19 protein-coding genes are annotated in these 23068 nt (G+C 72.6%); 9 read left to right on the top strand and 10 right to left on the bottom strand.

The features are described 5' to 3' along the window. Positions 1–82 precede the first annotated feature (82 nt). The 5 genes from ABEA87_RS38725 to ABEA87_RS38745 all read left to right on the top strand — a co-directional run bounded on the left by ABEA87_RS38725 (position 83) and on the right by ABEA87_RS38745 (position 5922). Complete coding sequence (locus tag ABEA87_RS38725) at positions 83–1291, top strand: 4-hydroxybenzoate 3-monooxygenase (RefSeq protein WP_345638368.1); 1209 nt, start codon at positions 83–85, stop codon at positions 1289–1291. Between the two features lie 167 nt (positions 1292–1458). After that, positions 1459–1995, top strand: a complete 537-nt coding sequence (locus ABEA87_RS38730; protein ID WP_345638370.1) for a YbaK/EbsC family protein — start codon at positions 1459–1461, stop codon at positions 1993–1995. 216 nt (positions 1996–2211) lie between these two features. Further along, positions 2212–2358, top strand: a complete 147-nt coding sequence (locus tag ABEA87_RS38735; protein WP_345638372.1) for a hypothetical protein — start codon at positions 2212–2214, stop codon at positions 2356–2358. Positions 2359–2421: 63 nt separating this feature from the next. Further along, positions 2422–3180 carry an alpha/beta fold hydrolase gene (locus ABEA87_RS38740; protein ID WP_345638373.1) on the top strand — a complete coding sequence of 253 codons (759 nt, stop codon included), beginning with the start codon at positions 2422–2424 and terminating at the stop codon, positions 3178–3180. Between the two features lie 486 nt (positions 3181–3666). Continuing rightward, entirely contained in the window at positions 3667–5922 is a 2256-nt protein-coding gene (locus tag ABEA87_RS38745) for a tetratricopeptide repeat protein (RefSeq protein ID WP_345638375.1), read from the top strand. Positions 5923–6067: 145 nt separating this feature from the next. Here the strand turns inward: ABEA87_RS38745 and ABEA87_RS38750 are convergent, their stop codons facing one another. Next, entirely contained in the window at positions 6068–7519 is a 1452-nt protein-coding gene (locus ABEA87_RS38750; RefSeq protein ID WP_345638377.1) for an MFS transporter, read from the bottom strand. Between the two features lie 113 nt (positions 7520–7632). Here ABEA87_RS38750 and ABEA87_RS38755 point away from each other — a divergent pair, with 113 nt between their 5' ends. Continuing rightward, entirely contained in the window at positions 7633–8172 is a 540-nt protein-coding gene (locus ABEA87_RS38755; protein ID WP_345638379.1) for a winged helix-turn-helix transcriptional regulator, read from the top strand. Between the two features lie 85 nt (positions 8173–8257). Here ABEA87_RS38755 and ABEA87_RS38760 read toward each other — a convergent pair whose 3' ends face one another. From ABEA87_RS38760 to ABEA87_RS38780, 5 genes are all read right to left on the bottom strand, one after another. Beyond that, a complete protein-coding gene (locus tag ABEA87_RS38760; RefSeq protein ID WP_345638381.1) occupies positions 8258–8782 on the bottom strand; it encodes a MarR family winged helix-turn-helix transcriptional regulator in 525 nt (174 codons plus the stop codon). A gap of 92 nt (positions 8783–8874) precedes the next feature. Further along, positions 8875–10344: an MFS transporter gene (locus ABEA87_RS38765; RefSeq protein WP_345638383.1), complete on the bottom strand. Its 1470-nt coding sequence runs from the start codon at positions 10342–10344 to the stop codon at positions 8875–8877. Between the two features lie 248 nt (positions 10345–10592). Continuing rightward, positions 10593–11342, bottom strand: coding sequence for a cupin domain-containing protein (locus tag ABEA87_RS38770; protein WP_345638385.1), 750 nt, complete (start codon positions 11340–11342; stop codon positions 10593–10595). A gap of 103 nt (positions 11343–11445) precedes the next feature. Further along, a complete protein-coding gene (locus ABEA87_RS38775; RefSeq protein ID WP_345638387.1) occupies positions 11446–12204 on the bottom strand; it encodes an NAD-dependent epimerase/dehydratase family protein in 759 nt (252 codons plus the stop codon). A gap of 64 nt (positions 12205–12268) precedes the next feature. Next, positions 12269–12769, bottom strand: a complete 501-nt coding sequence (locus ABEA87_RS38780) for an endonuclease V (RefSeq protein WP_345638389.1) — start codon at positions 12767–12769, stop codon at positions 12269–12271. A gap of 133 nt (positions 12770–12902) precedes the next feature. Here ABEA87_RS38780 and ABEA87_RS38785 point away from each other — a divergent pair, with 133 nt between their 5' ends. The 3 genes from ABEA87_RS38785 to ABEA87_RS38795 all read left to right on the top strand — a co-directional run bounded on the left by ABEA87_RS38785 (position 12903) and on the right by ABEA87_RS38795 (position 17139). Then, a complete protein-coding gene (locus ABEA87_RS38785) occupies positions 12903–13943 on the top strand; it encodes a LacI family DNA-binding transcriptional regulator (protein ID WP_345638391.1) in 1041 nt (346 codons plus the stop codon). A gap of 296 nt (positions 13944–14239) precedes the next feature. Next, positions 14240–15466, top strand: a complete 1227-nt coding sequence (locus ABEA87_RS38790) for an ROK family protein (RefSeq protein ID WP_345638393.1) — start codon at positions 14240–14242, stop codon at positions 15464–15466. Positions 15467–15702: 236 nt separating this feature from the next. Beyond that, entirely contained in the window at positions 15703–17139 is a 1437-nt protein-coding gene (locus tag ABEA87_RS38795) for a ricin-type beta-trefoil lectin domain protein (protein WP_345638395.1), read from the top strand. Between the two features lie 70 nt (positions 17140–17209). Here ABEA87_RS38795 and ABEA87_RS38800 read toward each other — a convergent pair whose 3' ends face one another. The 4 genes from ABEA87_RS38800 to ABEA87_RS38815 form a co-directional block, all read right to left on the bottom strand. Next, positions 17210–18787: a multicopper oxidase family protein gene (locus ABEA87_RS38800; protein WP_345638397.1), complete on the bottom strand. Its 1578-nt coding sequence runs from the start codon at positions 18785–18787 to the stop codon at positions 17210–17212. Next, positions 18784–19263, bottom strand: a complete 480-nt coding sequence (locus ABEA87_RS38805; protein WP_345638399.1) for a hypothetical protein — start codon at positions 19261–19263, stop codon at positions 18784–18786. The genes ABEA87_RS38800 and ABEA87_RS38805 overlap by 4 nt, the downstream gene beginning before the upstream one ends. Before the next feature lie 319 nt (positions 19264–19582). Beyond that, positions 19583–20419, bottom strand: a complete 837-nt coding sequence (locus ABEA87_RS38810; protein WP_345638401.1) for an SDR family NAD(P)-dependent oxidoreductase — start codon at positions 20417–20419, stop codon at positions 19583–19585. Between the two features lie 183 nt (positions 20420–20602). Beyond that, on the bottom strand, positions 20603–23068 hold the full coding sequence (locus tag ABEA87_RS38815; protein ID WP_345638403.1) for a PxKF domain-containing protein: 2466 nt from the start codon (positions 23066–23068) through the stop codon (positions 20603–20605).

Genomic DNA, 23068 nt, shown 5'->3' on the forward strand with positions numbered 1-23068 from the left:
GGCGCCTTCCAACATCCCGCGCGGCGGCCGCGCCCGCTGACGCCGTACCACACGGTCGCGCCCCGACCCGTAGATTGAATAGATGGACGAGAGCACGCGCAACGGCGGCTCCGCCGCCGTCGAGCAGACCACGGTCGTCGTCATCGGGGCCGGCCCGACCGGGTTGACTCTGGCAAACCTGTTGCAGCGCAGCGACATTCCCTGTGTGCTGCTGGAGCGGCGCAGCCGGGATTTCGTGGAGAACCGCCACCGGGCCGGCATCGTGGACGCCCGGGTGCGCCAGCTGTACGAGGACTGGGGTCTGGCCGACGTGCTGGGCGGGCCGCCCGACGACGGGCTGCTGGAGTTCCGGGTCGACGGGGTGGCGCACCTGGTCGACCACGCGCGCCTGTCCGGCGGCCGGTACGGCTGGCTGTGCCCGCAGCAGGTGCTCGTCCGGAACCTGATCACGACCTTCACCGACGGTGGCGGCGATCTGCGCTTCGACGTGCCCGACGTGGCCATCCACGACCTGACCGCCGACCGCGCCAGGGTCACCTGCACCGGCCCGGCGGGCGAGCCGACCACCATCGAAGCCCGGTACGTCGCCGGCTGCGACGGTGCCCGCGGGCCGAGCCGGGTCAGCGTGCCGCCCGGCACGATGGCCACGTACACCTTCGACCACGAGGTGAGCTGGCTGACAATCATGGCTACCACGCCACCGCCGCCGCACCCGTTGCTGTCGGTCAGCGACCAGGGCTACGCCGCCCACTTCTACCGGGGACCACAGGCCAGCCGGTACTACCTCCAGTGCGGTCCGCAGGACGGGCCGCCGGAGTGGCCGGCCGAGCGGCTCTGGCCCGAGTTGCGCGTGCGGCTCGGCGACGCTCAACTGCCCGACGGCCCGATCACCGAGATCCGCCGGGTGGACATGCGCAGCGAGGTCTGCGAACCGATGAGTCACGGCCGGATGTTCCTGGCCGGCGACTCCGCGCACGTGATGACGCCGATGGGCGGCAAGGGCATGAACCTGGCGGTACTCGAGGCCGAGACGCTCGCGCTCGCGATCCGTGCCGCGGTGCGCGACGGCGACGAGGCCGGGCTGCGCGGGTACAGCACCACGTGTCTGGAGCGTGCCTGGCGGTACCAGGAGTTCTCCCGCTGGATGCTGGAGATGCTGCACGATTCCGGCGACTCGTCGAGGGTTGGGCCGTTCCGCCGCCGGCTGGCCCGCACCCGGCTGGCCGCGCTGTTCACCGACTCGACGGCGGCGCGGGTGTTCGGCGAGATGATGGCCGGCGTCGGCAACTGATGCCGGGCCATCGGCCTACGTCGAGCCGGCGCCGGGCCGGCGCCGGGGCGGGCGGGCCGGCGTCGGGGTGGGCGGGCCGGCGTCGGGGCGGGCGGGCCGCCACGGGATACTGGGGCGATCGGCCGGGCGCCCCGGCCGCCTGGACGTCCGACGAAGGTTGGTCAGCGATGACACAGCAGCCCGCCGAGCACCCGGTCGACGGGGCCGCCGACGCGTACCAGCGGCTGGTGTCGCTGCTCGACGGCGCCGGCGCCCGGTACCGGGTCATCGAGCACGCCCCGGAGGGTCGCACCGAGCAGGTCAGCGCCCTGCGCGGTAACTCGATCGAGTCCGCCGCCAAGTGCCTGGTGGTCATGGTCAAGATCGGCAAGAAGACCAGCCGGTACTTCCTGGCCGTCGTGTCCGGTGACGCGCGGGTGGACCTGCGGGCACTCAAGGAGCAGGCCGGCGGCACGTACGTGGCGTTCGCGTCCACCGACAAGGCCGAGGCGCTGGCCGGCAGCGTGAGCGGCACCATCCTGCCGTTCAGTTTCCACCCCGACCTGGAACTGGTGGTCGACCCCGGGCTGCTGGCGCACGACGAGATCTTCTTCAACGCCGCCCGGCTGGACCGCTCGCTCGCCCTCGACACCCAGGACTACCTGCGGCTGGCGGAGCCGCAGGTCCGACCGATCACCGCCACGGCGGACGCGCCCACCGCCTGACCTGAGCCGGCGCCCGGCCCGCGCACCACGGCTATCCGCACGCCGCCCCGGGCCGGCGTGGTACGACATCCCCAGAGCCGGTGCCCCTCGACCGGTCGCCTCCGCGCGGGCGGAGGCCCGGTCACACGGGGGAACGGGCGGACGACCTGACGGCCAGCGGCGAGCGGACCGAACCGCCGAGGCGCGGGGGTCGCGCTGGCACTCCTGGTGCCGGCGATGCTTCCGCTGCCGCCGATCGCGGCCGCCGGCGCGGCCGCCGCCGTGCTCGCCGCGGTCGCCAGCCTCGACCTGCTGCGCGCCCGGAGGTACCCCACCGAGACGCCCGCCCCGCCACCGCTGGGCGGACAACCCGCGGCCGGCTGACCCTGCGGGCTACCGGCCGCCGCCGGCCACGTCGCGTGGCCGCTCGGAGCTAGGCTCCCGTACGTGCTGGATCCCGCCGTGTCCTTCTTCCCCGGCCGTGATGACGCAAGGCTCGCCTACCGGGAGGTGGGTGCGGGCAGGCCCCTGGTCCTGCTGCACGGTCTGCTGGGAGACGCGACGCTGTGGCTGCGCCGCGGGCAGGCCGAGGCTATCGCCGCAGGCGGATACCGGGTCATCATGCCGGATTTCCGCGGCCACGGGAGCAGCGCGAAGCCTCACGACGCCGCCGCCTACCCCCTCGACGTCCTGGCCGACGACGGCTTCGCCCTCCTCGAACACCTGGGACTGGACGACTACGACCTCGGTGGGTATTCGCTCGGCGCGCGCATGGTGATGCGGATGCTGGTGCGCGGCGCGACACCGGGTCGGGCGGTCGTCGGCGGTCAGGGCCTGCGTGAGGTACTCGGCACCGGTGGCGGCGCGGGGGAACTGCTGCGGCGAGTGGTCGCCGGATCGGGGACGTTCGAGCCGGGGTCGTCGGAGGAGCGCTTCGATAGGTGGTTGCGGTCGAGCGGCGAGGATACGGTCGCGCTGCTTCACGTGCTGGATTCGATAGTTCCCACGCCCGCCGAAACGATCGGCCGGATCCAGGTGCCGACGCTCGTGGTGGTGGGTGCCGACGACGAGCGCGCCGCCTCCGCCGACGGACTGGTCGCGGCGTTGCCGTACGCGACTCGGGCCATGGTGCCCGGGGACCACGGGACGGCCGCCGCCACACCGGAGTTCGCCGCCGCGATCGTGGACTTCCTCGCCGGCCGGTAATCGAGGAGCGCGATCATCGGGGCGCTCGGCGTCGCGCCGTTGTCCCGAATCTGACCGCGCTATCGCTTGACACTTCGGCGACGCCACCTCCACGCGTACCCGCCGACGAAACGCCGCGCGCCGGTGCCCGAACCGTCCGCGGATTGTCGTGCCTAAGCGCGCGCGGAGGGTCGCCGTTCGGTATCCTCACTCAGCGCCCACCTGAGGCGACGGACGGTACCGAATGGAAGTTCCGGGGCACACGGCGTAGTGATCGGGGCATTACGCAGGCGATCCGGGATGGTGGCGTTGGTGAGGTCCTGCCCATGAATGGCTCCCCGATCGAGGCACCGGATGACCCCGGATCGCCGCGTAGCACCGGAACAACGAACGGCACCGGAACGACACACGGCACCGGAACGACGCACGGCACCGAATCGACGAACGGCACCGGCTTGACGAGCGGCACCGAGTCGACGAGGAACACCGGGGCACGCGGGTGCGGCCGTGAGTGACCTGTCGCGCCATCAGGTGGCCAGCCTGCATACCCTCGCTCAGCGGCAGCAGGCGCGGGCGCAGTGGGACGCCGCGCTGGAGACCCTGCGGCGGGCCGAACGCATCGCCCACGACGCGGGAGTCACCGGGGGTGCGCAGCTGCTGTCGACCGAGCGCATGCTCGCCGAGGTGCTTCGGGAACTGGGCGACCTGCCGGAGGCGCACCGGCTGGCGGCGGCGCTGGTGCCCCGCTGTGAGCGGCTGCTGGGCGCGGGTCATCCGGGCACGGTACGGGCCCGTGCCGTGCTGGCCACCGTGCTCTACGACTCCGGCGACCGGGATCACGCGTACGCCCTGTGCCGCCAGGTGCTCGAATCCGGCAAGGGTACGGACGGGCCGGCCGCCCGTGCCATGCTGCTCACGCAGTCCAATCTGGCCCGGCTGCATCACGATCGCGGGGAGCACGACCTCGCGTTGGCGATGCTGCACAGGGTCCACGACACGTTCCGGCGCCGATACGGCGACGAGGATCTGGACACTCTGCGGCTGGCCGCGCAGTTGGCCGGCCTGCACCTCGCCGCCGGCGACCGGCAGACCGCGCGCCAGCTGCTCACCCGCGCCCACCACCGGACCCGGGCACTGCTCGGTAGCGGTCACCCGCTCACCGAGCGGCTGGAGGCTCGGCTGGCCGAGGTGGAGCCGCCGATGCCCACCCACCCCGAGCCGGAGGCCGAGCCCCCGCGTCGACGCCGGTGGCTGCGAGGCATCCGCTCGGACGGCGACAGCCTCGCACCCGATCTCGGTCATGACTCCACTGTGGACGATCGGAGCCGGCCGCATCCCGCCTCCACCCGGGACACCGGTGCGGCGGAGAGACCCGAACCTTCGCGCGACGCGGCGATCCCGAAGGCTCCCGGCGCGGAACAGACTCCTGGTGGGGCTTGGGCTTCCGGTGGGACTTGGGCTTCCGACCCGGCGGAGAGCGCCGGCCGCCACGCGGCGCGGCCGGCCCATCGGGATGGCCCCGGAAGCGGCGCGAATCCGTGGGCGCCACCGGCGGCGCCGCCCCGGTTCACAGACCGGCGTCCGGAGACGCCCCACGACAAGCCGGCTCCGGCCAAGGAAAATTCTCCGGCCGAAAAACCCGCTCCGGGCCAGGAACCCGCCCCGGACGGAAGGAATACACCGGACGGAAGGAATGCACCGGTACCGCGGCACGCGGCGGTACCGGCAGCACAGCCAGTGGCGGAATCCACGCCGCCGTCTGCGGCGCGGCCATCGTGGCGGCCGTGGGCCCGGGAACGACTGGCCCGGCAACGGCTTGTCTGGCAACGCCTGCGCGCCCAGCGCCGCCTGGCCGCGCGCCGCCGGGCCGGGCGCCGGCTGGCTCGGCAGCGCACGGTTGCCCATCCCGCCGGCCCGCCACGCCAAGACCGGATGCCACCACGCCAAGACCCAAGGCCGCTACGCCAAGACCCGACGCCGCCACACCAAGACCCGAGGCCACCACGCCAAGACCCAAGGCCGCCACACCAAGACCCGACGCTGCCACGACAGCAGGCCCGGCAGGCGCCGGAGCACCAACCCCTGGCATTCGCGTCCGGCCCGCCGCGACAACCGACCCGATCGGCGCCGACCCACCAACCCACCGCGTCCGGACCGCCCCGGTCGCGGCGGCAACCGCAACCCTGGCAACGGACGGATCAGCCGCGGACCGACCGGCAGCGCACGGTCCGGCAGTGGCCGCCCGCGCCGGTACCGCAGCCCCAGCGCCTGCCCCCACCGCTCCGCGAGCGGAATCGCGGCCTGCGGCGTTACGGCAAGCCGCTAGTCCTCTCAGCGGCGGCGCTGGGTGCCGCCGCGGGGGTGGCCGCCGCCGTGATTCTGGTCGCGCCGTCGATCCTGCCCGGTCCGCACCGGGCGGGGGAGGCGCTGGACCGCTCCCCCACCTCCGCGCGCCCGACCGCGATGGCACCGGCGGGCCTGGCGATGCGGGACCATGGTGGCAGCATCACGGTCAGCTGGGTCGACCCCAGCAAGGGGTCCGCCACGGCCGTGGTCACCTTGTCCCACAACGGCACCCCGGTCGGCTCGGTCGTATCACTCAAGCGCGGAGTCACCAGTTACACGGCGACCCACCTGGATCCGACCGGCAACTACTGCTTCCTGATCGCGCTGCTCGCGCCGGGCGAGACAACCGCGTCGCCGACCTCGGTCTGCACCACCCGCCGACCGGCGACCGTCACCACACCCACGACCGCCCGGTAGGGGCCCGGCCCGCGTCCGGGCCGAGCACCCACCAGCCGCCCGGCCCGCGTCCGGGCCGGGCGGGCACCGTCTCAATGACGCCGCATCGAGGGCGCCGTCTCAAGAACCGCCTTGAGGACGGCGGGCGGATGGTCGCCGGGACCGTTCAGGCGCCCGCCGGCTGCGAGGCCGACTCGGGCACCGCCGGGCCAGGCACGGCCGGCTCGGGTACGGCCGGGCCGGACGACGCCGCCGCCCCGGGGACGGCCGAGGAGTCGCGGCCACGGCCCATCAGCATCAGGCCGGAGCCGGCGCACAGCGCCGCCAGCCCCGCCGCGATGGCCCAGCCGACCTTGAACTCGTGAATCGCTCCCGTGCCCACGCCGCTGCCCAGCAGGGTCACCAGGATGGCCACGCCCACCGCCGAGGCGATCTGGCGGTTCGAGTTGACCAGCGCCGAGCCGGTCGCCGACCGGTGGGCCGGCAGCGACGTCACGCCCGCCGCGACCAGGGTGCCCATGGCCAGGCCGACGCCGGCTCCGCCGAGCACCATGCTGGGGAACAGGTCGCCGAGGTAGTCGGGCCGGACCGCGACGAACACGACCCGCCACAGCATCGACGCCGCGAACAGGATGCTGCCGGCGACGATCAGCGGACCGGGCCCGAGCCGGCGCATGGCCCGGGCGGAAGCCACCGTGACGAGCGGTACGAGTGCCGGCCCGGGCACCATCGCCAACCCGGTACGCAGCGCCGACCAGTGCCACGCGTCCTGACACCAGAGCACGTTGGACAGCAGCATGATGGCGAAGGAGACGCTGAACAGCGCGACGCCCCCGCTCGCGATGGCGAACCGGCTCTCCCGCAGCAGGTGCAGCTCCATCAGCGGGGTGTGGTGGTGCAGGCTGCGCCGGACGAACCAGGCTCCGGACACCACCGCGACGGCGAGCAGCCCGGTGGTGCGCGCGGATCCCCAGCCCCAGCCGGGCGCCTGCACGAGCGCCCCGGTGAGTGTCGCCACCGACACCGTCACCAGCACCGCGCCCAGGACATCGGGGATCGGGCCGGATTCCCGGGACGCGGAGCGCGGCAGGGTACGCAGGCCGGCGGCGAGCGCGGCGACACCGATCGGCACGTTGACGATGAACACCCACCGCCAGTCGACCTCCACCAGCAGGCCGCCGAATACCGGGCCGGACGCCGCGGCCAGACCACCCACGGCGGCCCACCCCCGCGCGGCCGCCGGTCGGCTCGACGCCGGTACCGATGCCATCAGCAGCGCGAGCGAGGTCGGCAGCTGGGCCGCCGCGCCGATCGCCTGGAGCACCCGGGCCGCCACCAGCAGCGGCAGCGACGGGGCCAGGGCACATCCGATCGAGGCGAGGGTGAAGACCACGATGCCGGCGAGGAAGACCTGCCGCTGCCCGATCCGGTCGGCCAGCCGCCCGGCCACCACAAGCAGCGCCGCGAGCGTGATGGAGTACGCGTTGAGTACCCACGACAGGCTCGCCAGCGACGCGGGGTGCCCGCCCTTCGCGAAGCCCGCGCCCATCGAGGGCAGCGCGACATTGACGATCCAGAGGTCGAGATTGGTCATGAACACGGCCAGGACGACGACCACGGTCGGCACCCAGCGCCGCCGAGGCGCCCTATGGTTTGAATTTCGAACCGTCACCTGGGCAGGCTAACATCATCGGTTTGGAAAGCAAACCGTGTTGTGTCACGATGGCACGCATGGCACGACGTACCGAGCCCGCGGCCACCGCCACCGATCCGCACGAGGCGGCGCGCATCGATCCGGCCACCCTGCCGGGGCGGCCCTGCTCCATCGCCGCCGCCCTGGACGTGGTCGGCGACCGGTGGTCCCTGCTGATCGTGCGCGAGGTCATGTTCGGCAACGGGCGGTTCACCCAGCTGGTACGCAACACCGGCGCGCCCCGGGACCGCATCGCGGCCCGGCTGCGCACACTGGTGGACGCGGGCGTGCTCGAACGGCACGCCTACCAGGACTCACCCCGGCGGGAGGAGTACCGGCTCACTCAGGCCGGGCGTGAACTCGGCTCTGTGACGAGCGCGCTGCTGGCCTGGGGGGACAAGTGGGCGGTGTCCACGCCGCCGATGCGCCAGACCCACCACGACCACGCGTTCACGCCGAGCGTGCACTGCGCGGAGTGCGGCGAGCCGGTGACGCGATCCGACATCGTCCGCGAGGTGGTGGCCGACGGTTGGGACCTGCGCGGTCCGCTGGACGACGCCGACGACGCCCGGTCGTGACGCCGATCGAAGCGGCCGGCGCAGCGCCGGGTAGGTAGGACGCGGACAGCCACGCGGCGGATCGGGGCCGGCCGGGCAGGGCCGGTCAGCCCGCGCTGTCGGTGTTCGGCGCGAGCAGCGGGGTGTCGGCGAGCCGGTCGATGGCCTGCGCCAGCGCGTCCAACGCCGGCGTGGCGCGGGTCAGCGCGTTGCGCTGACCGGCCGTCAGGGTGGACAGCGCGAGGTTGAGCACGGCACTGTTGGTCGCCTGCCACGCGTGCACCGCGCGCAGCCCCTCCTCGGTGACGCTCAGCGAGATGGCGCGCCGGTCGCCGCCGATGGCGGCGGCACGGCTGATCATCCCCAGGTTGGTCAACGCGTTGACCAGGGTGGTGACGGTGTTGGGCCGCAGGTTGAGCCGGCGGGCCAGCTGACCGGGCCGGGTGCCGGGGTGCTCCGCCACGCTCGCGAGCAGCTCAAGCTGGGCGACCGAGAGCTGGTTGCCCGGGTCGGCGACGCGGGCGCCCCGGCGCAGGGCGCGGCGCAGCCGGCTGATGGTGTCGGCCAGGGAACTGCCCGGTGGATCCGAACTGTCCGGGGCACTCGCCGCCACCGGCGGGCTGATGCTCATCGCTGCGGACTCCTCGACGCCGTGGTACCGACCCGCAGGGTACCCGTGAACCGGCCGGATCCACCGCAGCCGGCGCGGAACCGCGGCGCCCCTCACGCCGCACCCACGCCGTCACCACCGGCGGAGACATCGGCGGGGACCCCGGCGATGACCTCGGCCGGGCCGGCGTGCGGTGCCCGGCCCGCCGCCCGCCCGGCCAGCGTGGCGAGCAGCGCGCAGGCCGCCAGGATCAGCATGGTCAACGGCGTGTCCAGGCCCGGGTCGGCGGTGGCCTGCCCCAGGTGCAGCGCCAGCGCGACGGCCGTGACCCCCAGCGCGGTACCCAGGCCGCGGGTCATGTTCACCATGCCGCCGGCGGTGGCCGCCAGCCGGTTCGGGATCGCCGCCATGATGGCCGCGTTGTTGGCCGGGATGTACACGCCCAGCCCGATGCCCAGCAGACCCAGCAGCAACACGGTGACCGGGACCGGTACCGAGGCCGCCAGCGCGGCGCCCGACACGGTCGCCACCAGCCCGCCCGCCACGCAGCGGCGCCGGTCCGACCAGCCCCCGGGCAGCAGCCGGTCGGCGGTCGCCGCGGCCAGGCCGAACCCGGCCGGCAGGGCGGTGAGCAGCAGCCCGGCGTGCAGCGCGCTGTCGCCTCGCGCGGTCAACGTCTGCGGGAACAGCACCAGCGGGCCGAACAGCACCATGTACCCGCACAGCGCCCCGCCCAGCCCGGGCGCCACCCCGTGGGAGGACACCATCGACAGGTCCAGCAGGGGCGAGGCCGCCCGGCGCTCCCACCACACCAGGCCGGCCACGGCGGCGACGGCCAGGAGGCTGAAGCCCGCCAGGGTGGCCGGGGACAGGTGCAGGCCGGAGCCGGCGGACAGCGCGATCAGCGCGCAGGTGCTGCCGACCGCGAGCAGGGCCACGCCGGCCGCGTCCAGCCCGCCCGAGGGCGCCCGGTTGCGGGTACGCGGCAGCAGGAACCAGCCGGCCGCCAGGGCGATCACCCCCACCGGCACGTTGATGTAGAAGATCCACCGCCAGCCGACCGACCCGACGAGCAGCCCGCCGATGGTCGGCCCCAGCGCCAGCCCCAGCGCCTGCGCGGCCGCCTGCACCCCGAGCGCCGCGCGCCGGGACGAGGGCGGCACGCTCGTCGCGACCAGCGCGACGCTGTTGGCCTGCAGCATGGCCGCGCCCGCCGCCTGGACGACCCGCAGGACCACCAGCGCCGTCAGCGACCAGGCCAGCCCGCAGGCCGCCGAGGCCGCGGTGAACACCACGAACCCGGCCAGATACACCAGCTTGCGCCCGGCCCGGTCCGACCAGCGGCCCACCGGCACCAGCAGGGCCACCAGCGTGAGCAGGTAGGCCAGCGACACCCACTGCACCGCCGCCAGCCCGATGCCGAAGTGGCCCTGCAGGGCCGGGAAGGCCAGCGTGACGATGCTGGCGTCCAGCTGACCCATGAACGCCCCGAAGCACACCGTGATGACCGCGAACCAGGGTGCCCACCGGTGCTCGCGCACCACGCGCGGCCGGGCCGGCTCGCGCAGCAGCAGGGTCACCATGCCGGCCGGCCGTTGGGGTCATCGTGGGCAACGCTCATGGTCATCTGGCTCACGGTGGTGCTCTCCGGCGCTGGGATCTACTTCTGCTACAGAACCTCTAAAGTTCTATCACAGAAGTATCCGGCGCCGCCCCTGGCGACCGGGTGGGCTACGTGACGGCCGGCACACCGCCGGGTGGGCCGCACGACAACCGGCACGCCGCCGGGTGGGGTACCCGGCGGCGTGCCGTTGAGGATGTCGCTTGCCGGTCAGGCCTCGGGGAACACCAGCCCGGCGTTCACTCCGTCGGCGAGCAGGAAGTATCCGAGGAAAGTGACGCCGTCGGACTGGGCGTCGAAGCGCGCGATGCGCACGCCCTCGGGCTCGTAGAACACGTCGCCGGGCGTGAGCACGGTCGCCGGCCCGCCCTCGATCTGGTAGACCACCGAGCCCGTCTCGATGCTGCCGAGGACCGGCCCGTTGTGGATGTGCAGGCCCGCGGCGTACCCGGGCGCGATGGTGATCCGCCGGATCTCGACGCGCTGGGTGGCCAGTGGCTCCGGCAGCCGCTGGTCCAGGACGATCACGCGACGCAGCGGCTCCGGGTCGGCCCGTTCCCCCGTTCCGCCCAGGTACTCGGCGTCGGCGACGGCGTCCGCGAACTCCGTCGCCCCGCCGTCGGCCGGCAACTCCTCGATGGCCAGGTGAGTCATCGCATCCTGGGGCGTCGCGCCATGCCAGTGCCACTCGCCCGCCTCGACCCGCACGCTGTCGCCCGTGCTGATGGTCTCGACCGGCCCACCGCGGCGCCGCACGAGCCCCGTGCCCTCCGTGACCACGAGCACCTGGCCGCCCGGGTGGCGGTGCCAGCGTGTGCGGGCGCCGGGCGCGAAGTGGACGCTGTCGACCTGCGTCCGCGATGGACCCTCGGGGGTGGCGAGCCCTTCGACGCGGGCCGAGCCGGTGACCCACTCGGGCGACGCCGGCACCTGGGTGTGCGGAGCGCGGGATATGCGCATGTTTTCACTCCTTCGATCTCGTGCGGTGGCAGGACGATCGAGGCGCAGTGTACATACTAGTAGGTACAGGAGCCGCACGGAGCGGCCGGCACGCACTCGCCACTCAGCTGAGGTGGGCGAAGCCCCAGCGGGGGCGGGCCGCTGGATCCGGCTTCGCCGCGAGGTCGTCGGCCACCTCGCCGGCGTACCGGGCCGAGTCGTCCACCGGCCGGTAGCTCAGCTCGGCGCCGGCCAGCGACCGGTCCCAGAGAGCACCGGTGTTGGCCGAGATGCCGTGGTAGACGCCGTAGTCGACGTTCGCGCGCAGCGCGGCGCGCACCAGCCGGCCCAGGTCGCCCGGGCTCAGCCAGCCGGGCAGCCAGCTGCGGGCCGCTGGCCGCTCGCGTACCCCACCCAGCCGCAGGCAGACCACCGACAGCCCCCACTGGTACGCGTAGGCCCGCCCGAGCGACTCGGCGAACACCTTCGCCGCCCCGTACGGGCAGCACGGCCACGCCGGCCAGTCCTCGCGCACGGGGGTACGCCCGGCGTCCACGTACCCGGCCGAGGCGTGCACCGAGCTGGCCAGCACCACCCGGCCCACGCCGGCCGCGACGGCCGCGTCCAGCACGTGCGCCACCATGTCGGCGTTGGGCACCCTCAGCCGGTCCCAGCCTCGTGACGGGTTAGGGTCGCCGGCCAGGTGCACTATCGCGTCGGCGCCGGCCACGACGCCGCGCAGGAAGTCCGGATCGGCCAGGTCGCCGGGGACCACGCCCGGCGCGTGCGCCCGGTCGGTGAGCACCAGCTCGTGCTCCCCGCGCAGCTCCGGCACCAGCAGCCGGCCCACTCCCCCGGCCGCGCCGGTGACGAGAACGATCACGACGGGATCCTAACCGCCCCGGCCGTCCGAATCATCCACTATGGACGATAGTGCGGCCCCGAACCTACGCGCCGGTACGGGCGAGCCGGTCGACCCGGCGCAACGCGTCCGGCATCCGGTACGGGCCGGCCATCTCCCGCACGAACTCGGCGGCCTCGCCCCGATCGAGGCCGGCGGCCGTGACGTACAGCGGGCGGATCGCCTCGCCGCGGACCACCGCGATGGCGTGGGTGGCGCCCTGGAAGGCGGTCTTCGCCACGCCGATCACCGGCACCCCGAACCGCGCGTGCGCGTGCGCGCCGAGCCCGGGCCGCCCGTCCGGGGACAGGTCCACGTACCCGTCCACGATCAGCAGGTCGATCGCGCCGGCCTTGGCCAGCACCGCGTCCAGCGCGGGCAGCTCCCGGGCGTAGAAGTGACCCGGCCGGTACGCCGCGACCTCGGCCAGCCGGGCCGTGTGCTCCGCCACGATCGCCGCGAACCGAGTGTCCTGGGCGAGCACCGCCGCGGCCAGCGCCCCACCGTCCGGTGTGTACTGCACGTCCACCGCCGCATATCGCCCCACGACCGATGACTGTATCCGCGGACCGGGTAACGCGGCGACGGATCCCCCACCGGCGGGCGCCGGATCGTTAGCATGTGGATTCGAGCGAGCAGGCCCAGGGTAGGCGAGTCCACGAGGGACACCGCGAGGAGCCATGACAACAGCACGCGACAGCACACACAGGGCCCGGCCATCCATGGCGGACGTGGCCCGCCTCGCGAACGTCTCCTCGCAGACGGTCTCGCGCGTCTCCAACGGCCACACCAACGTCGACGCCGCCACCCGGGAACGGGTCATCGAGTGCATGCGCACGCTCGGCTACCGACCCAACGGCGCGGCCCGCGCCCTGAAGAGCGGCCGGTTCCACACCATCGGCGTCATCATGTTCACCCTGGAGACGTTCGGCAACGTGCGCACCCTGGACGCCATCGCGATGGAGGCGGCGCGGGCGGACTACTCCGTCACGCTGATCCCGATCGCCAACCCGACCTCCAGCCAGGTGTCCGGCGCGTTCAGCCGGTTGAGCGAGGCGGCCGTCGACGGCGTCGTCATCATCTTCGAGGCGCACCTGCTCGACGACGCGAAGTTCACGCTTCCGCCCGGCATTCCGGTCGTGGTCATCGACTCCGGCGCCGGGTCCGGATACACCGTGGTCGACACCGATCAGGCGCTGGGCGCCCGGCAGGCCACCGAGCACCTGCTCGCGCTCGGCCACCGCCAGGTGTGGCACATCGCCGGGCCGCCCGCCTCGTTCTCCGCCAACCACCGGATGGATGCCTGGCGGCGCACCCTGGAGGACGCTGGCATCACCCCGCCCGAGGTGCGCCACGGCGACTGGTCGACCGAGTCCGGATACCGCGAGGGGCTGGTGCTGGGGGCCCGGCCGGAGGTCACCGCGATCTTCGCTGCGAATGACCAGATGGCGCTGGGCGCGATGCGCGCGCTGCACGAACTGGGGCGCGACATCCCCGCGGATGTCAGCGTGGTGGGCTTCGACGACATGGAGGAGGCGCGCTCCTTCTGGCCCCCGCTGACCACGGTGCGGCAGGATTTCGCCGAGGTCGGCCGGCTGTGCATCCGCAAGCTACTGGACAAGATGGACGGTGGCACCGGCGCGGACGGCGCCGCCACGGTCGCGACCCGGTTGGTGGTGCGCGCCAGCACCGCGGCCGTCCGGGAGCCGGTGCGCGGGTGAGGCGGGTGCCGACCCCGTCCGGGCGGCTGACCTGGTCGACGTATGGGCGATGGTGTATAAACCATGGCTGACGTTCACGCCTCGCACCGCGGCAAGGCGAGGCCGTGTTAGCGTAGCGCTTTGCCAAGACAATCGTCGATGTCTTCGTCCAACGGGTAGCGGAAAAGGGCCCGAGGCCGCGGCCTGGGGCCGAGCCGAGGCGGGGCCACGCGGGGCGCTGCCCGACCGGACGATGCGCCGACGATCTTAGCCTGGTTAGGCTAACCCGGCTGACCAGCCGTAACGGCAGAGGACAGGTGGTACCGATCGCCAGGGGGACGTCCCGCGACATCCGGGTGGCCAACCGCTTCGAGGTGCTCCGGCACATCATCGCCGGGTCGACGGTCTCCCGGCAGCGGATAGCGGCCGAGACCGGGCTGAGCCTGGCCACCGTGTCCAACCTCATCGGCGAACTGCTGGAGGCGGACGTACTGGTCGAGGTCGGCTTCGAGGACTCCAGCGGTGGCCGGCCGCGCGGGCTGGTGTCGGTGAACCCGGCCGGCGGGGTGCTGGTCGGCGTCGACGTGGCGGAGACCTACGTGCACGTCGAGCTGTTCGACACCGCGTTGTCCCTGCTGGCCAGCGTCGAGGAGGAGCTGCACCCGGAGGAGAACCGCCCCGCGCAGGTGGTCGGTCACATCGTCTCCGGGGTGCGCGCCGTGCTGGCGCGCGGCGGGGCGGCCCCACGGCGGATACTCGGCGCCGGCATCAGCGTGCCCGGCCAGGTCGACCGGGGCGGCGGGGTGTCGGTCTTCGCGCCGAACTGGAACTGGCACGACATCCCCCTGCGCGGCCTGCTGGCCGACGGCCTGAGCATGCCGCTGTACCTGGACAATCCACTGCGCGCCGCGGTCGTCGCGGAGCTGTGGTTCGGGGCGGGGCGCGGCCGCGAGGACGTCATAGTGCTCAACCTCGGCACCGGAGTCGGCGCCGGCCTGGCGTTCCGCGGCTCCCTGTATCGCGGGGCGACCAACAGCGCCGGCGAGTGGGGCCACACCACGCTGGTCCTCGACGGCCGCCCGTGCCACTGCGGCGGGCGGGGCTGCGTGGAGACCTACGTCGGGGCGCCCGGCATCATGCAGCACCTGCGCGAGCTCGACCCGGACAGCCCGATGCTGCGGGCCGGCGACCAGACAGCGACGATCGACGCGCTGGCCGCCGGGGTACGGGCGGGCGATCCCGTGGCGGCAAAGGTGATCGGCGAGACCGCCCGCTATCTCGGGGTCGCCATCGCCAACGTCATCAACCTGGCTAACCCCGAGGCGATAGTGCTGTCCAGCTGGGTCGCCGCCCGGCTGGGTGAGCCGCTGCTGGACGAGGTGCGGGCGGTGGTGTCCCGGCACGCGCTGCGCCACCCGCTCGCGGCCATCGACATCACCCTGTCGGAGCTGGTCGGCGATCCGGTCAGCCTCGGCGCGGCCACCCTGGCCCTGGAGGGTTTCCTGTCCGCGATCGGCACCCGGGCCGCCCACCTGCACCGGTAGCCCCGCCTTCGCCAGTCCCGCACCCCGCCAGACCGCCGGCGGCCCGGGGCGGCCTGTCCGGCGGGCGACGCCGGGACTTTTCCTGGCCCCTTGACGAAGGGGTACCGGATTCCTAGGCTGTGCCTCACCCGCATTGATCGATGTCCATGACTTTATCGTCGGCGGCGCGGGCCACCGGGCGGCGCGAGAAACAACGGCGGTCGACCGTCCGCTCACATACCGGAAGGGAACACACCATGTTCCGTCTCACCATCGGCGCCGCCCGCCGGCGCACCTCCTGGCGCCTGGCCGCGGCCACGGCCGCCGCCTGCCTGGTGACCACCGCCGCCGCGGTCGGCGTCGCGGGCCCGGCGACGGTCGCGCTGGCCGCCACCAACCAGTTCAAGGGGGTCAACTGGGCCGATCCCCGCGACAACTACGCCGACGACCCGGTCGTCCCGTCCGGTCTGTCCACATCGGATAGTTACGCCACCAGCTACGCGAAGGCGACCGCGGTCATCGGCGGGTTCCAGACCAACCTGGGCGCGAACACGGTGCGGCTGCCAGTCAACCCGTACACCGTCAACGGCTCCTTCTGGTCCTCCTACACCGGCGCCATCGACGCCGCCACGGCCAAGGGGTTCAACGTCATCCTCAGCTACTGGGAGGGTGTCGCGCACAAGGACGGGCAGGTCGACAACCTCACCTCGTACTGGACGATGTGGCAGACGGTCACCAGCAAGTACGCCGGCAACGGCCGGGTGTACTTCGAGCCGATGAACGAACCCTTTGGCTACAGCGCGAGCGCGTGGGCCAACCTCGTCGCCCAGTGGATGAGCACCTACCCGTCGATCCCGAAGAACCGCGTCTTCGTCAGCGGCACCGGGTACAACGACAACGTCACCAGCGTCTGCGCCGACAGCCGGTTCACCGGCGCCTACCTGTCGCTGCACGTGTACGGGTTCTGGAACACCAGCCAGACCGCGTACGCCGGCTGGGTCAGCGATCTGCGCAACCGGATCGGCTCGTGCGCCTCACGGACCGTGGTCGACGAGTGGGGCGCCGAGATGACCACCGGGCTGAACTACACCGGCCCCATCAACAACAACTACTTCGTCGCGTACGTGGAGGCCGACAGCGACATCATGCACGCGCTGGGCATGGGCTCGGTCTACTGGCCCGGGCTGCGCACCGGCGACACGTACAGCATGGAGACCCTGCACGGCAGCGGCACCGCGCTGACGCTGTCCAACAACAACGCCTCCGGGGTCACCCGGCTGCAGTGGGCGTGGGGCGGCGGCGGTGGCGGGGCCACCGTCGTGCGCGGTACCGGTTCGAACCGGTGCCTGGACGTGCCGGGCTCGACCACCACCAACGGTACCCAGCTGGACATCTGGGACTGCAACGGCGGCGGCAACCAGTCCTGGCTGCTGACCCCGTCCAAGTGGCTGGTGGTGTACGGCAACAAGTGCCTGGACGTCCCCGGTGGCGCCAGCGCGCCGGGCACCAAGGCGGAGCTGTGGGACTGCAACGGCGGCACGAACCAGCAATGGAACGTGAGTGGCGACGGCACCATCACCAGCGTCGCCACCGGGCTGTGCCTCGACGTCGCGGGCGCCGGCACCGCCAACCACTCCGAGGTCGACGTCTACACCTGCAACGGCGGTTCCAACCAGAAGTGGACCCGGGCCTAGCGGGCCGGACCGTGCGGCGGCCGGGGCGGTGCGCCCGCCCCGACCACCGCCGGCTCGGCCGACCGTGACGTCAGCCGACCGTGAAGTCCGCCATCATGGCCATGTCCTCGTGCTCGAGATTGTGGCAGTGCAGCAGGTACCGCCCCGGGTAGTCGGTGAACCTGGTGACCACCTCCACGGCCTCGGACGGCCGGACGTCCACGGTGTCCTTCCAGCCGGCGTCGTAAGCGCCGGGATCGCCGGCGTTGCGGGAGACCACCCGGAACGGGTCCAGGTGCACGTGGACGGGGTGGTGGAAGTCCGTGATGAACCGCCACACCTCGACCGTGCCCAGTTTCGGCCGGGCCAGCGCGCGCCCGGGACGGTAGGGGTCGCCGTTGACGGTCCAGGTGCCGTCCGAGCGCCGGTGGAACAGGAACGTGCGGGTGGCCGCGGCCCGATGCGGATCCGGCACGGCGGTGGCCCGGGCGAGCCGATCGGGCACCGCCGAGTCGTCCGCCCGGTCCGTCCCGACCACGTCGAAGCGCATCACGTCCACAGTGGAGCCGGAGCCGAGCCGGTTGACCAGGCGCACCCGGGTGCCCGGCCGGTACCGGCCGAAGTCCACCACCACGTCGAAGCGTTCCGCCGGGGCGATCTCCAGGGCGTCGTGCGCGACCGGGCGGTCCAGCAGCCCGCCGTCGCTGCCGACCTGCACCAGTGCCGCGCCGCCGGGCGGCTGCGGGTCCAGTTCGAGCCGGTACCGGCGGGCGTTGGACGCGTTGAGCAGCCGCAGCCGGTACCGCGCCGGATCGGTGCGCAGCACCGGCCAGGGTGCGCCGTTGACCAGGATGACGTCGCCGAGTACCCCGTTCATGTACGCGTCGGTGACGCCGGCCGTCGCGGCCGACGGGTACCGGAAGGACCCGTCGGCCGCGAAGGACCGGTCGGTCACCATCAACGGGATGTCCCGCTGCCCCCGTGGCAGCGGGAGGGCGTCGGACTCGTCGTCCCGCACCAGGTGGAATCCGGCCAGCCCGCGCCACACCCCCAGGCCGGTGCGGCCCATGCGGTGGTCGTGGTACCAGAGGGTCGCCGCCCGCTGGTTCATCGGGTACGTGTAGGTGCGCTGGCCGAGCCTGGTGTCGCCCATCATGGCCGACATCGGCATGTTGGGCATGTCGGGCATGGGCGGCGTGCCGTCGCCGGCGCCGGCCGCCGGCAGGATGAGGTCGATCGGGTAGCCGTCGCTGGCGGTCGGCGTGTGCCCGCCGTGCAGGTGCACCACGGCCGCCTGCGGCAGCTCGTTGCGGTGGTGCACCACGGTGCGCCGCCCGGAGCGGGACACGATCGTCGGCCCCGGGAAGCTCCCGCCGTACGTCCACGCCTCGGTGCGCAGGCCCGGCAGGATGGACAGGTCCGCCACCCGCTGGACGATCTCGTAGTAGTCGGTGGTGCCGTCGGTGCGCACCGGCGACAGTACCGGCGGCACCGGCAGCGGTACCCGGAACCGCGGCGGCAGCGGCGCCGTGCTGCCCAGCAACCGGCCGGGTTCGCCGGGGCGCCACAGCCAGTCCACGGCCGACCATCCGGCACCGGCGATCCCCGCACCCACCGCGCCGGCACCGGCCGCCGCCAACCCGATCCGCAGGGCGGTGCGCCGGTTCACGACAGCACCCCGGCGGCCTCGACCGGTCCGGCCGGCTCGACCGGCTCGACCGGCTCAACCGGCTCGCCGGGCCCGCCGGATCCGGCGCGGGCGGGCAGCGGCGTGCGCCACGCCCCGACCGCGAACCGGAACGACCCGACAATCATCAGTACCCCGAACGGGATGTGCAGGATCAGGATGTGCAGCATCCCCAGCCCGGCCTGCACCGCCAGCACCAGCGGTAACGTCAGGCATTCCCGCAGCACGGGGCGCGACCCGCCGGCCCGGTACTGGAACACCGCCACGGGCACCTGCAGCACCGCCAGCGCCACCAGGGAGATGCCCACCATCAGGTGCGCGGTCAGCGCGCCGTAATACCCGCTGAGGAAGCCGCCCGCGAGCACGGCCTGCGCCGCCGCCAGTACGGCCACCGCCGTCGTGGTCCCGCGCAGCAGCACGTACGGCCATCGTGGAACGCGTTCGTCCGCCTTCTTCACCGCCGACCTTCCTTGTCGCCCGGCCCGCCGCGACCGGACGGTCCGGCGGGCACCAGTGATCGATCACCCGGCAGGAAGCAGAATGCCGCTCCGGTGCGGTCCCGGTCGTCAGGCGAGGGAAGACAGTTCCGCTGCCGCCCCCGGTGCAGTGCGGCCCGGGAAACTACGTCCCGGGGGGTAGTCGCGGGCTACTCCGTCCGCCCGACGCGGCAGCCAGGGCCCGCTTAAGGTCGACCGGTGTGGCGTCCTTGCGCGGGTACCCGGTGGCCCGGCGTCCACCGGGCGCGGGATGTCGGCGGCGGTCTCGTACGTTGAGCCGCTAGCGCGCGGGCAACGGCACGCCGAGCTTGCCCGCGAGTTCGACTCTCGCCGCCCGGTCGCGGTCCGCCGCCTCGGTGAGCAGCTCCCACGCCTGCGCGCCGAGCGGGAACCGCAGCGGCGGCTGCGCGTCGTCGACCAGGGCCAGCACGGCCTCGGCGAACTCCGCCGGCTCGCTGAGCCTGAAGCCGGGCGGTATCTCACCGCGAATCAACGCGCCGGTGAGGTCGACGACCGGCCGGTAGTCGGGCAGCCGGGTGGCGGCCTCGACCAGCGCGGTGCCGTAGTTGGTCGCGAAGACGCCCGCCTCCAGCAGGGTCACCCGCACCCCGGTACCGGCGATTTCCAGCGCGAGCGTCTCGGTCATCCCCTCCAGCGCGAACTTCCCCGCGACGTAGGCGCCGAGGCCCGCCATCGCCGACCGGCCGGTTGTCGAGGAGACCATCAGCACGTGCCCGGAGTGCTGCGCCCGCATCAGCGGCAGCACCAGGCGGGTCATCCGCCAGGGCCCGAGCAGCACGGTCGCCAGTTGCGCCTCGATCTCCCCGTCGGTCAGCTCCTCGACCGCACCGAGAGTCCCGTACCCGGCGTTGTTGACCAGTACGTCCACGCCGCCGAACCGCCGCACGGCGACCCGTACGGCGGCCTCGCAGGCTGCCGGGTCGCGGACGTCCAGGGCGCAGGTCTCGACCGTGTCCGGGTACCGGTCGCGGATCTCATCCAGGGTCTGCGGGCGGCGGGCGGTGGCCAGCACCAGATCCCCCGCGGCGGCCGCGGCCCCGGCGAGCGCCCGGCCCAACCCTGATGAGCACCCGGTGATCAGCCAGCGTCGCACCATGACCCGCTCCTCAGCCTGCCCGATCAGCCACCCCGATCGGCATCGACCCGACAACTGTCCGTGGCAGCGCGGAAACCGGCAATCCCCAACCCGACAGGTACCGGCGGCGTGCGAGCAGGTGGGCCCGGCGGCATGGCGACCGCCGGGCCCACCGATGCCGGGCACGTCACCCGGTCACGTCGCTCAGCTGAACCTGACGTACGCCGAGTGGGTGGTCCCGTCGATGAGGCGCAGGTCCAGCCGCACGCAGCTCGTGGCCGGCTTGCGGTCGGTACGCCACGAGAAGGTGTACCGGTCGGCCCTGGCGTCGTAGTGCAGCGTCCCGGCGGTGGTGCTCGCCGTCCCGGTCGGCGTACCCGTTCCGCACGCGACCGGCTGTGCCTGAGGGTAGCCGGGGGCGAGGACGCCCAGTCCGTGGTCGCCGGTGAGGCCGAACTTCACTGGGATCGTGGAGCCCGCCTTGGCCTTGCTCCAGTTTCGCGGGTTGGCCAGCGGCGGCGCGAATCCGGTGAACCGGTACGGCACCGCGACCGGTTTACTGGCGGCGTAGTAGTAATACGCCTTGGTGGAAATGGTCAGGCCGGCGGTGTCGGACGGGTGTTTGAACGTCCCGGGCTGGAAGGTCAGCGTGACGCTGGTGGGCTCCACGTCGACTGCTTCGATCTTGCTGGCCGGAATGGTACGGGTGCCCTGCTTCACCACCAGGTCCGCAGGCGTGAGCCTGGACTCTTCCCGGACGTAGGTGTAGTCGCCGTTGTTGATGCTGTTCGAGTCCGTGATCCGGCGCTGCAGTTCGGTACTCGTGTCGAAGGTGATCTTGTTCGGCGCCTCGGCCCGGGCGTTGCTCAACGTCACGGGGTAGTTCAGGGCGGAGTCGCCTGTCTTCTCCACCGTGAGCGTGGCGGTGTCGTCGGCCGTGTAGGGGCTGTTCGCCGGGTCCGACGCCAGGTAGTCACTGACATCGCCGAAGTCGATGCGCACGCCCGTCTTCGGATCCTGGAACACGTCACCCGGCTGCCAGAGCGCGCCCTCGGTGTCCAGCCCGGACAGCGAGTTCGTGATGGGCCGCCACACGCCGGTCAGGTTCTGCGACCCGCCGACGGCCGGATCGTTGTAGTACTGCTTGGAGATGATCTGCAGATTCTCGTTGACGTCCTGCTGCTCCCACTGCGACGCGTCGAGCCGGTACAGCAGCATGCCCTGGTATTTGCCCCGGTTGTCGAGGCCGTTGACGCCGAGCTTGGTGCGGAACTCCACGGCGTAGGCGGTCGAGACCCCGGTGCGGATGACGACCATCTTGCTGCCGCCGGGCGTCTCGATCGGGCTGATGTGGTGCACGGTGGTGCTGTCCTGGCTCACCACGTCTACCTGATCGTCGCGCAGCCAGCCCACTTTCCATTTCTGGAAGCCGAGATAGTCGTTGGAGTGGCCGCCGATATTGCCCATGATGTCCCAGCCGCCGACCCAGAAGAACTGGTTGACGTTGACGCCGGCCACCTTGGTCGGTGAGTACATGTACAGGTCGGGGAACCCGATCGTGTGGCCCGCCTCGTGGTTCAGCCAGCGGTATCCCCAGTTGAACATGTCGTTGCCGGCGGTCAGCACCGTGCTGACGTAGTGCGGCTTGCCGTCGTGGTCGACGTAGGCGACCTGGTTGGTGTTGGTCTGCTCACCGTCGGTCGGGTCCCGGTTGATGTTGCCGGGGCCGTTGAACAGGCCGGAGGTTCCCCGGGCCGGCATGATGAGGGCCTCGTCGTAGTCGTCCGCCTTGATGCCCCAGTTGTCATAGGCGTGCTGGAATGCCTCGCGGGCGTAGGCGAACATGTTGTGCGTCTGGGCGTCCCAGGTGTAGGCGCTCGCGTTCTGATCCATCATGATCCAGCCCAGTCCGTCGCTGATCTGCGGCGAGACGAAGCTGAGCTGGAACTGGCCGTACGACGCGGTGTCGAAGAACTGCGCGGACGGTGCGATGTAGTCCTGGTACGGCTGCATCGTCTGGTACGGCGCCGGCGAGTTCGCGGCCAGCCGGTCCGGGAACTGCACGTACAGCACCAGCATGCGCATCGACTTGTGTGCCGGCGTCTTCACGTCGCCGTTTTTCCACGCCACCGGCTTACCGTTGGCGTCCTGGTCGGGACGGATGTCTTCGAACCGGTAGAGCCCGGTCTGACCGGTCGTCGGGTCGTAGAACGTCGGGTCGGTGTAGCTCGTGCTCCAGCCTTCGTCGGTCCACTGGCTGGACCCCAGGATGTGGCCGTTGCTGGCCGGTTCACCCGGTCGCAACACCGGCACCGGCCGTGACTTCCCGCGTGAGCGGCCGTCCCGGATGGCGATGGTGGTGCCGGTCGACGTCACGCGGGCGAACTGGTCGGCGGTGAGGTCCACCGTCAGGGTGCCCGGCCCCGCCGCGACGTGCGTGATCTTCGTCGGCGGAACCACCGTCCCGTCCGGCTTGGTCACGACCACGTCGTCGGCGGTGACGCCGGTGAGGTCGGCATTCGCGCTGGCGACGATCTCCGTCAGGCCGGCGAAGCTGGCGTGGGTCAGCGTCGCCGGCCGGTGCGCCCAGGCGGGCGCCGGCGCCGCGAGCAAGGCGAGGCCGAGGATCGCGGCCAGGCCGAATGCCGAGCGGATACGGTAGCGGCTCAT

Origin of the sequence: Rugosimonospora acidiphila (assembly GCF_039543385.1) — a bacterium.
Classification (GTDB): Bacteria; Actinomycetota; Actinomycetes; order Mycobacteriales; family Micromonosporaceae; genus Rugosimonospora; species Rugosimonospora acidiphila.

What these genes read in the sequence shown, in the direction of transcription:
- ABEA87_RS38760 (WP_345638381.1), bottom strand. Translation starts at nt 8,782, where the DNA reads ATGAGCATCAGCCCGCCGGTGGCGGCGAGTGCCCCGGACAGTTCGGAT.
- ABEA87_RS38810 (WP_345638401.1), bottom strand. Translation starts at nt 20,419, where the DNA reads ATGGTGCGACGCTGGCTGATCACCGGGTGCTCATCAGGGTTGGGCCGG.
- ABEA87_RS38795 (WP_345638395.1), top strand. Translation starts at nt 15,703, where the DNA reads ATGTTCCGTCTCACCATCGGCGCCGCCCGCCGGCGCACCTCCTGGCGC.
- ABEA87_RS38765 (WP_345638383.1), bottom strand. Translation starts at nt 10,344, where the DNA reads ATGGTGACCCTGCTGCTGCGCGAGCCGGCCCGGCCGCGCGTGGTGCGC.
- ABEA87_RS38735 (WP_345638372.1), top strand. Translation starts at nt 2,212, where the DNA reads ATGCTTCCGCTGCCGCCGATCGCGGCCGCCGGCGCGGCCGCCGCCGTG.
- ABEA87_RS38785 (WP_345638391.1), top strand. Translation starts at nt 12,903, where the DNA reads ATGACAACAGCACGCGACAGCACACACAGGGCCCGGCCATCCATGGCG.
- ABEA87_RS38755 (WP_345638379.1), top strand. Translation starts at nt 7,633, where the DNA reads ATGGCACGACGTACCGAGCCCGCGGCCACCGCCACCGATCCGCACGAG.
- ABEA87_RS38725 (WP_345638368.1), top strand. Translation starts at nt 83, where the DNA reads ATGGACGAGAGCACGCGCAACGGCGGCTCCGCCGCCGTCGAGCAGACC.
- ABEA87_RS38815 (WP_345638403.1), bottom strand. Translation starts at nt 23,068, where the DNA reads ATGAGCCGCTACCGTATCCGCTCGGCATTCGGCCTGGCCGCGATCCTC.
- ABEA87_RS38770 (WP_345638385.1), bottom strand. Translation starts at nt 11,342, where the DNA reads ATGCGCATATCCCGCGCTCCGCACACCCAGGTGCCGGCGTCGCCCGAG.
- ABEA87_RS38730 (WP_345638370.1), top strand. Translation starts at nt 1,459, where the DNA reads ATGACACAGCAGCCCGCCGAGCACCCGGTCGACGGGGCCGCCGACGCG.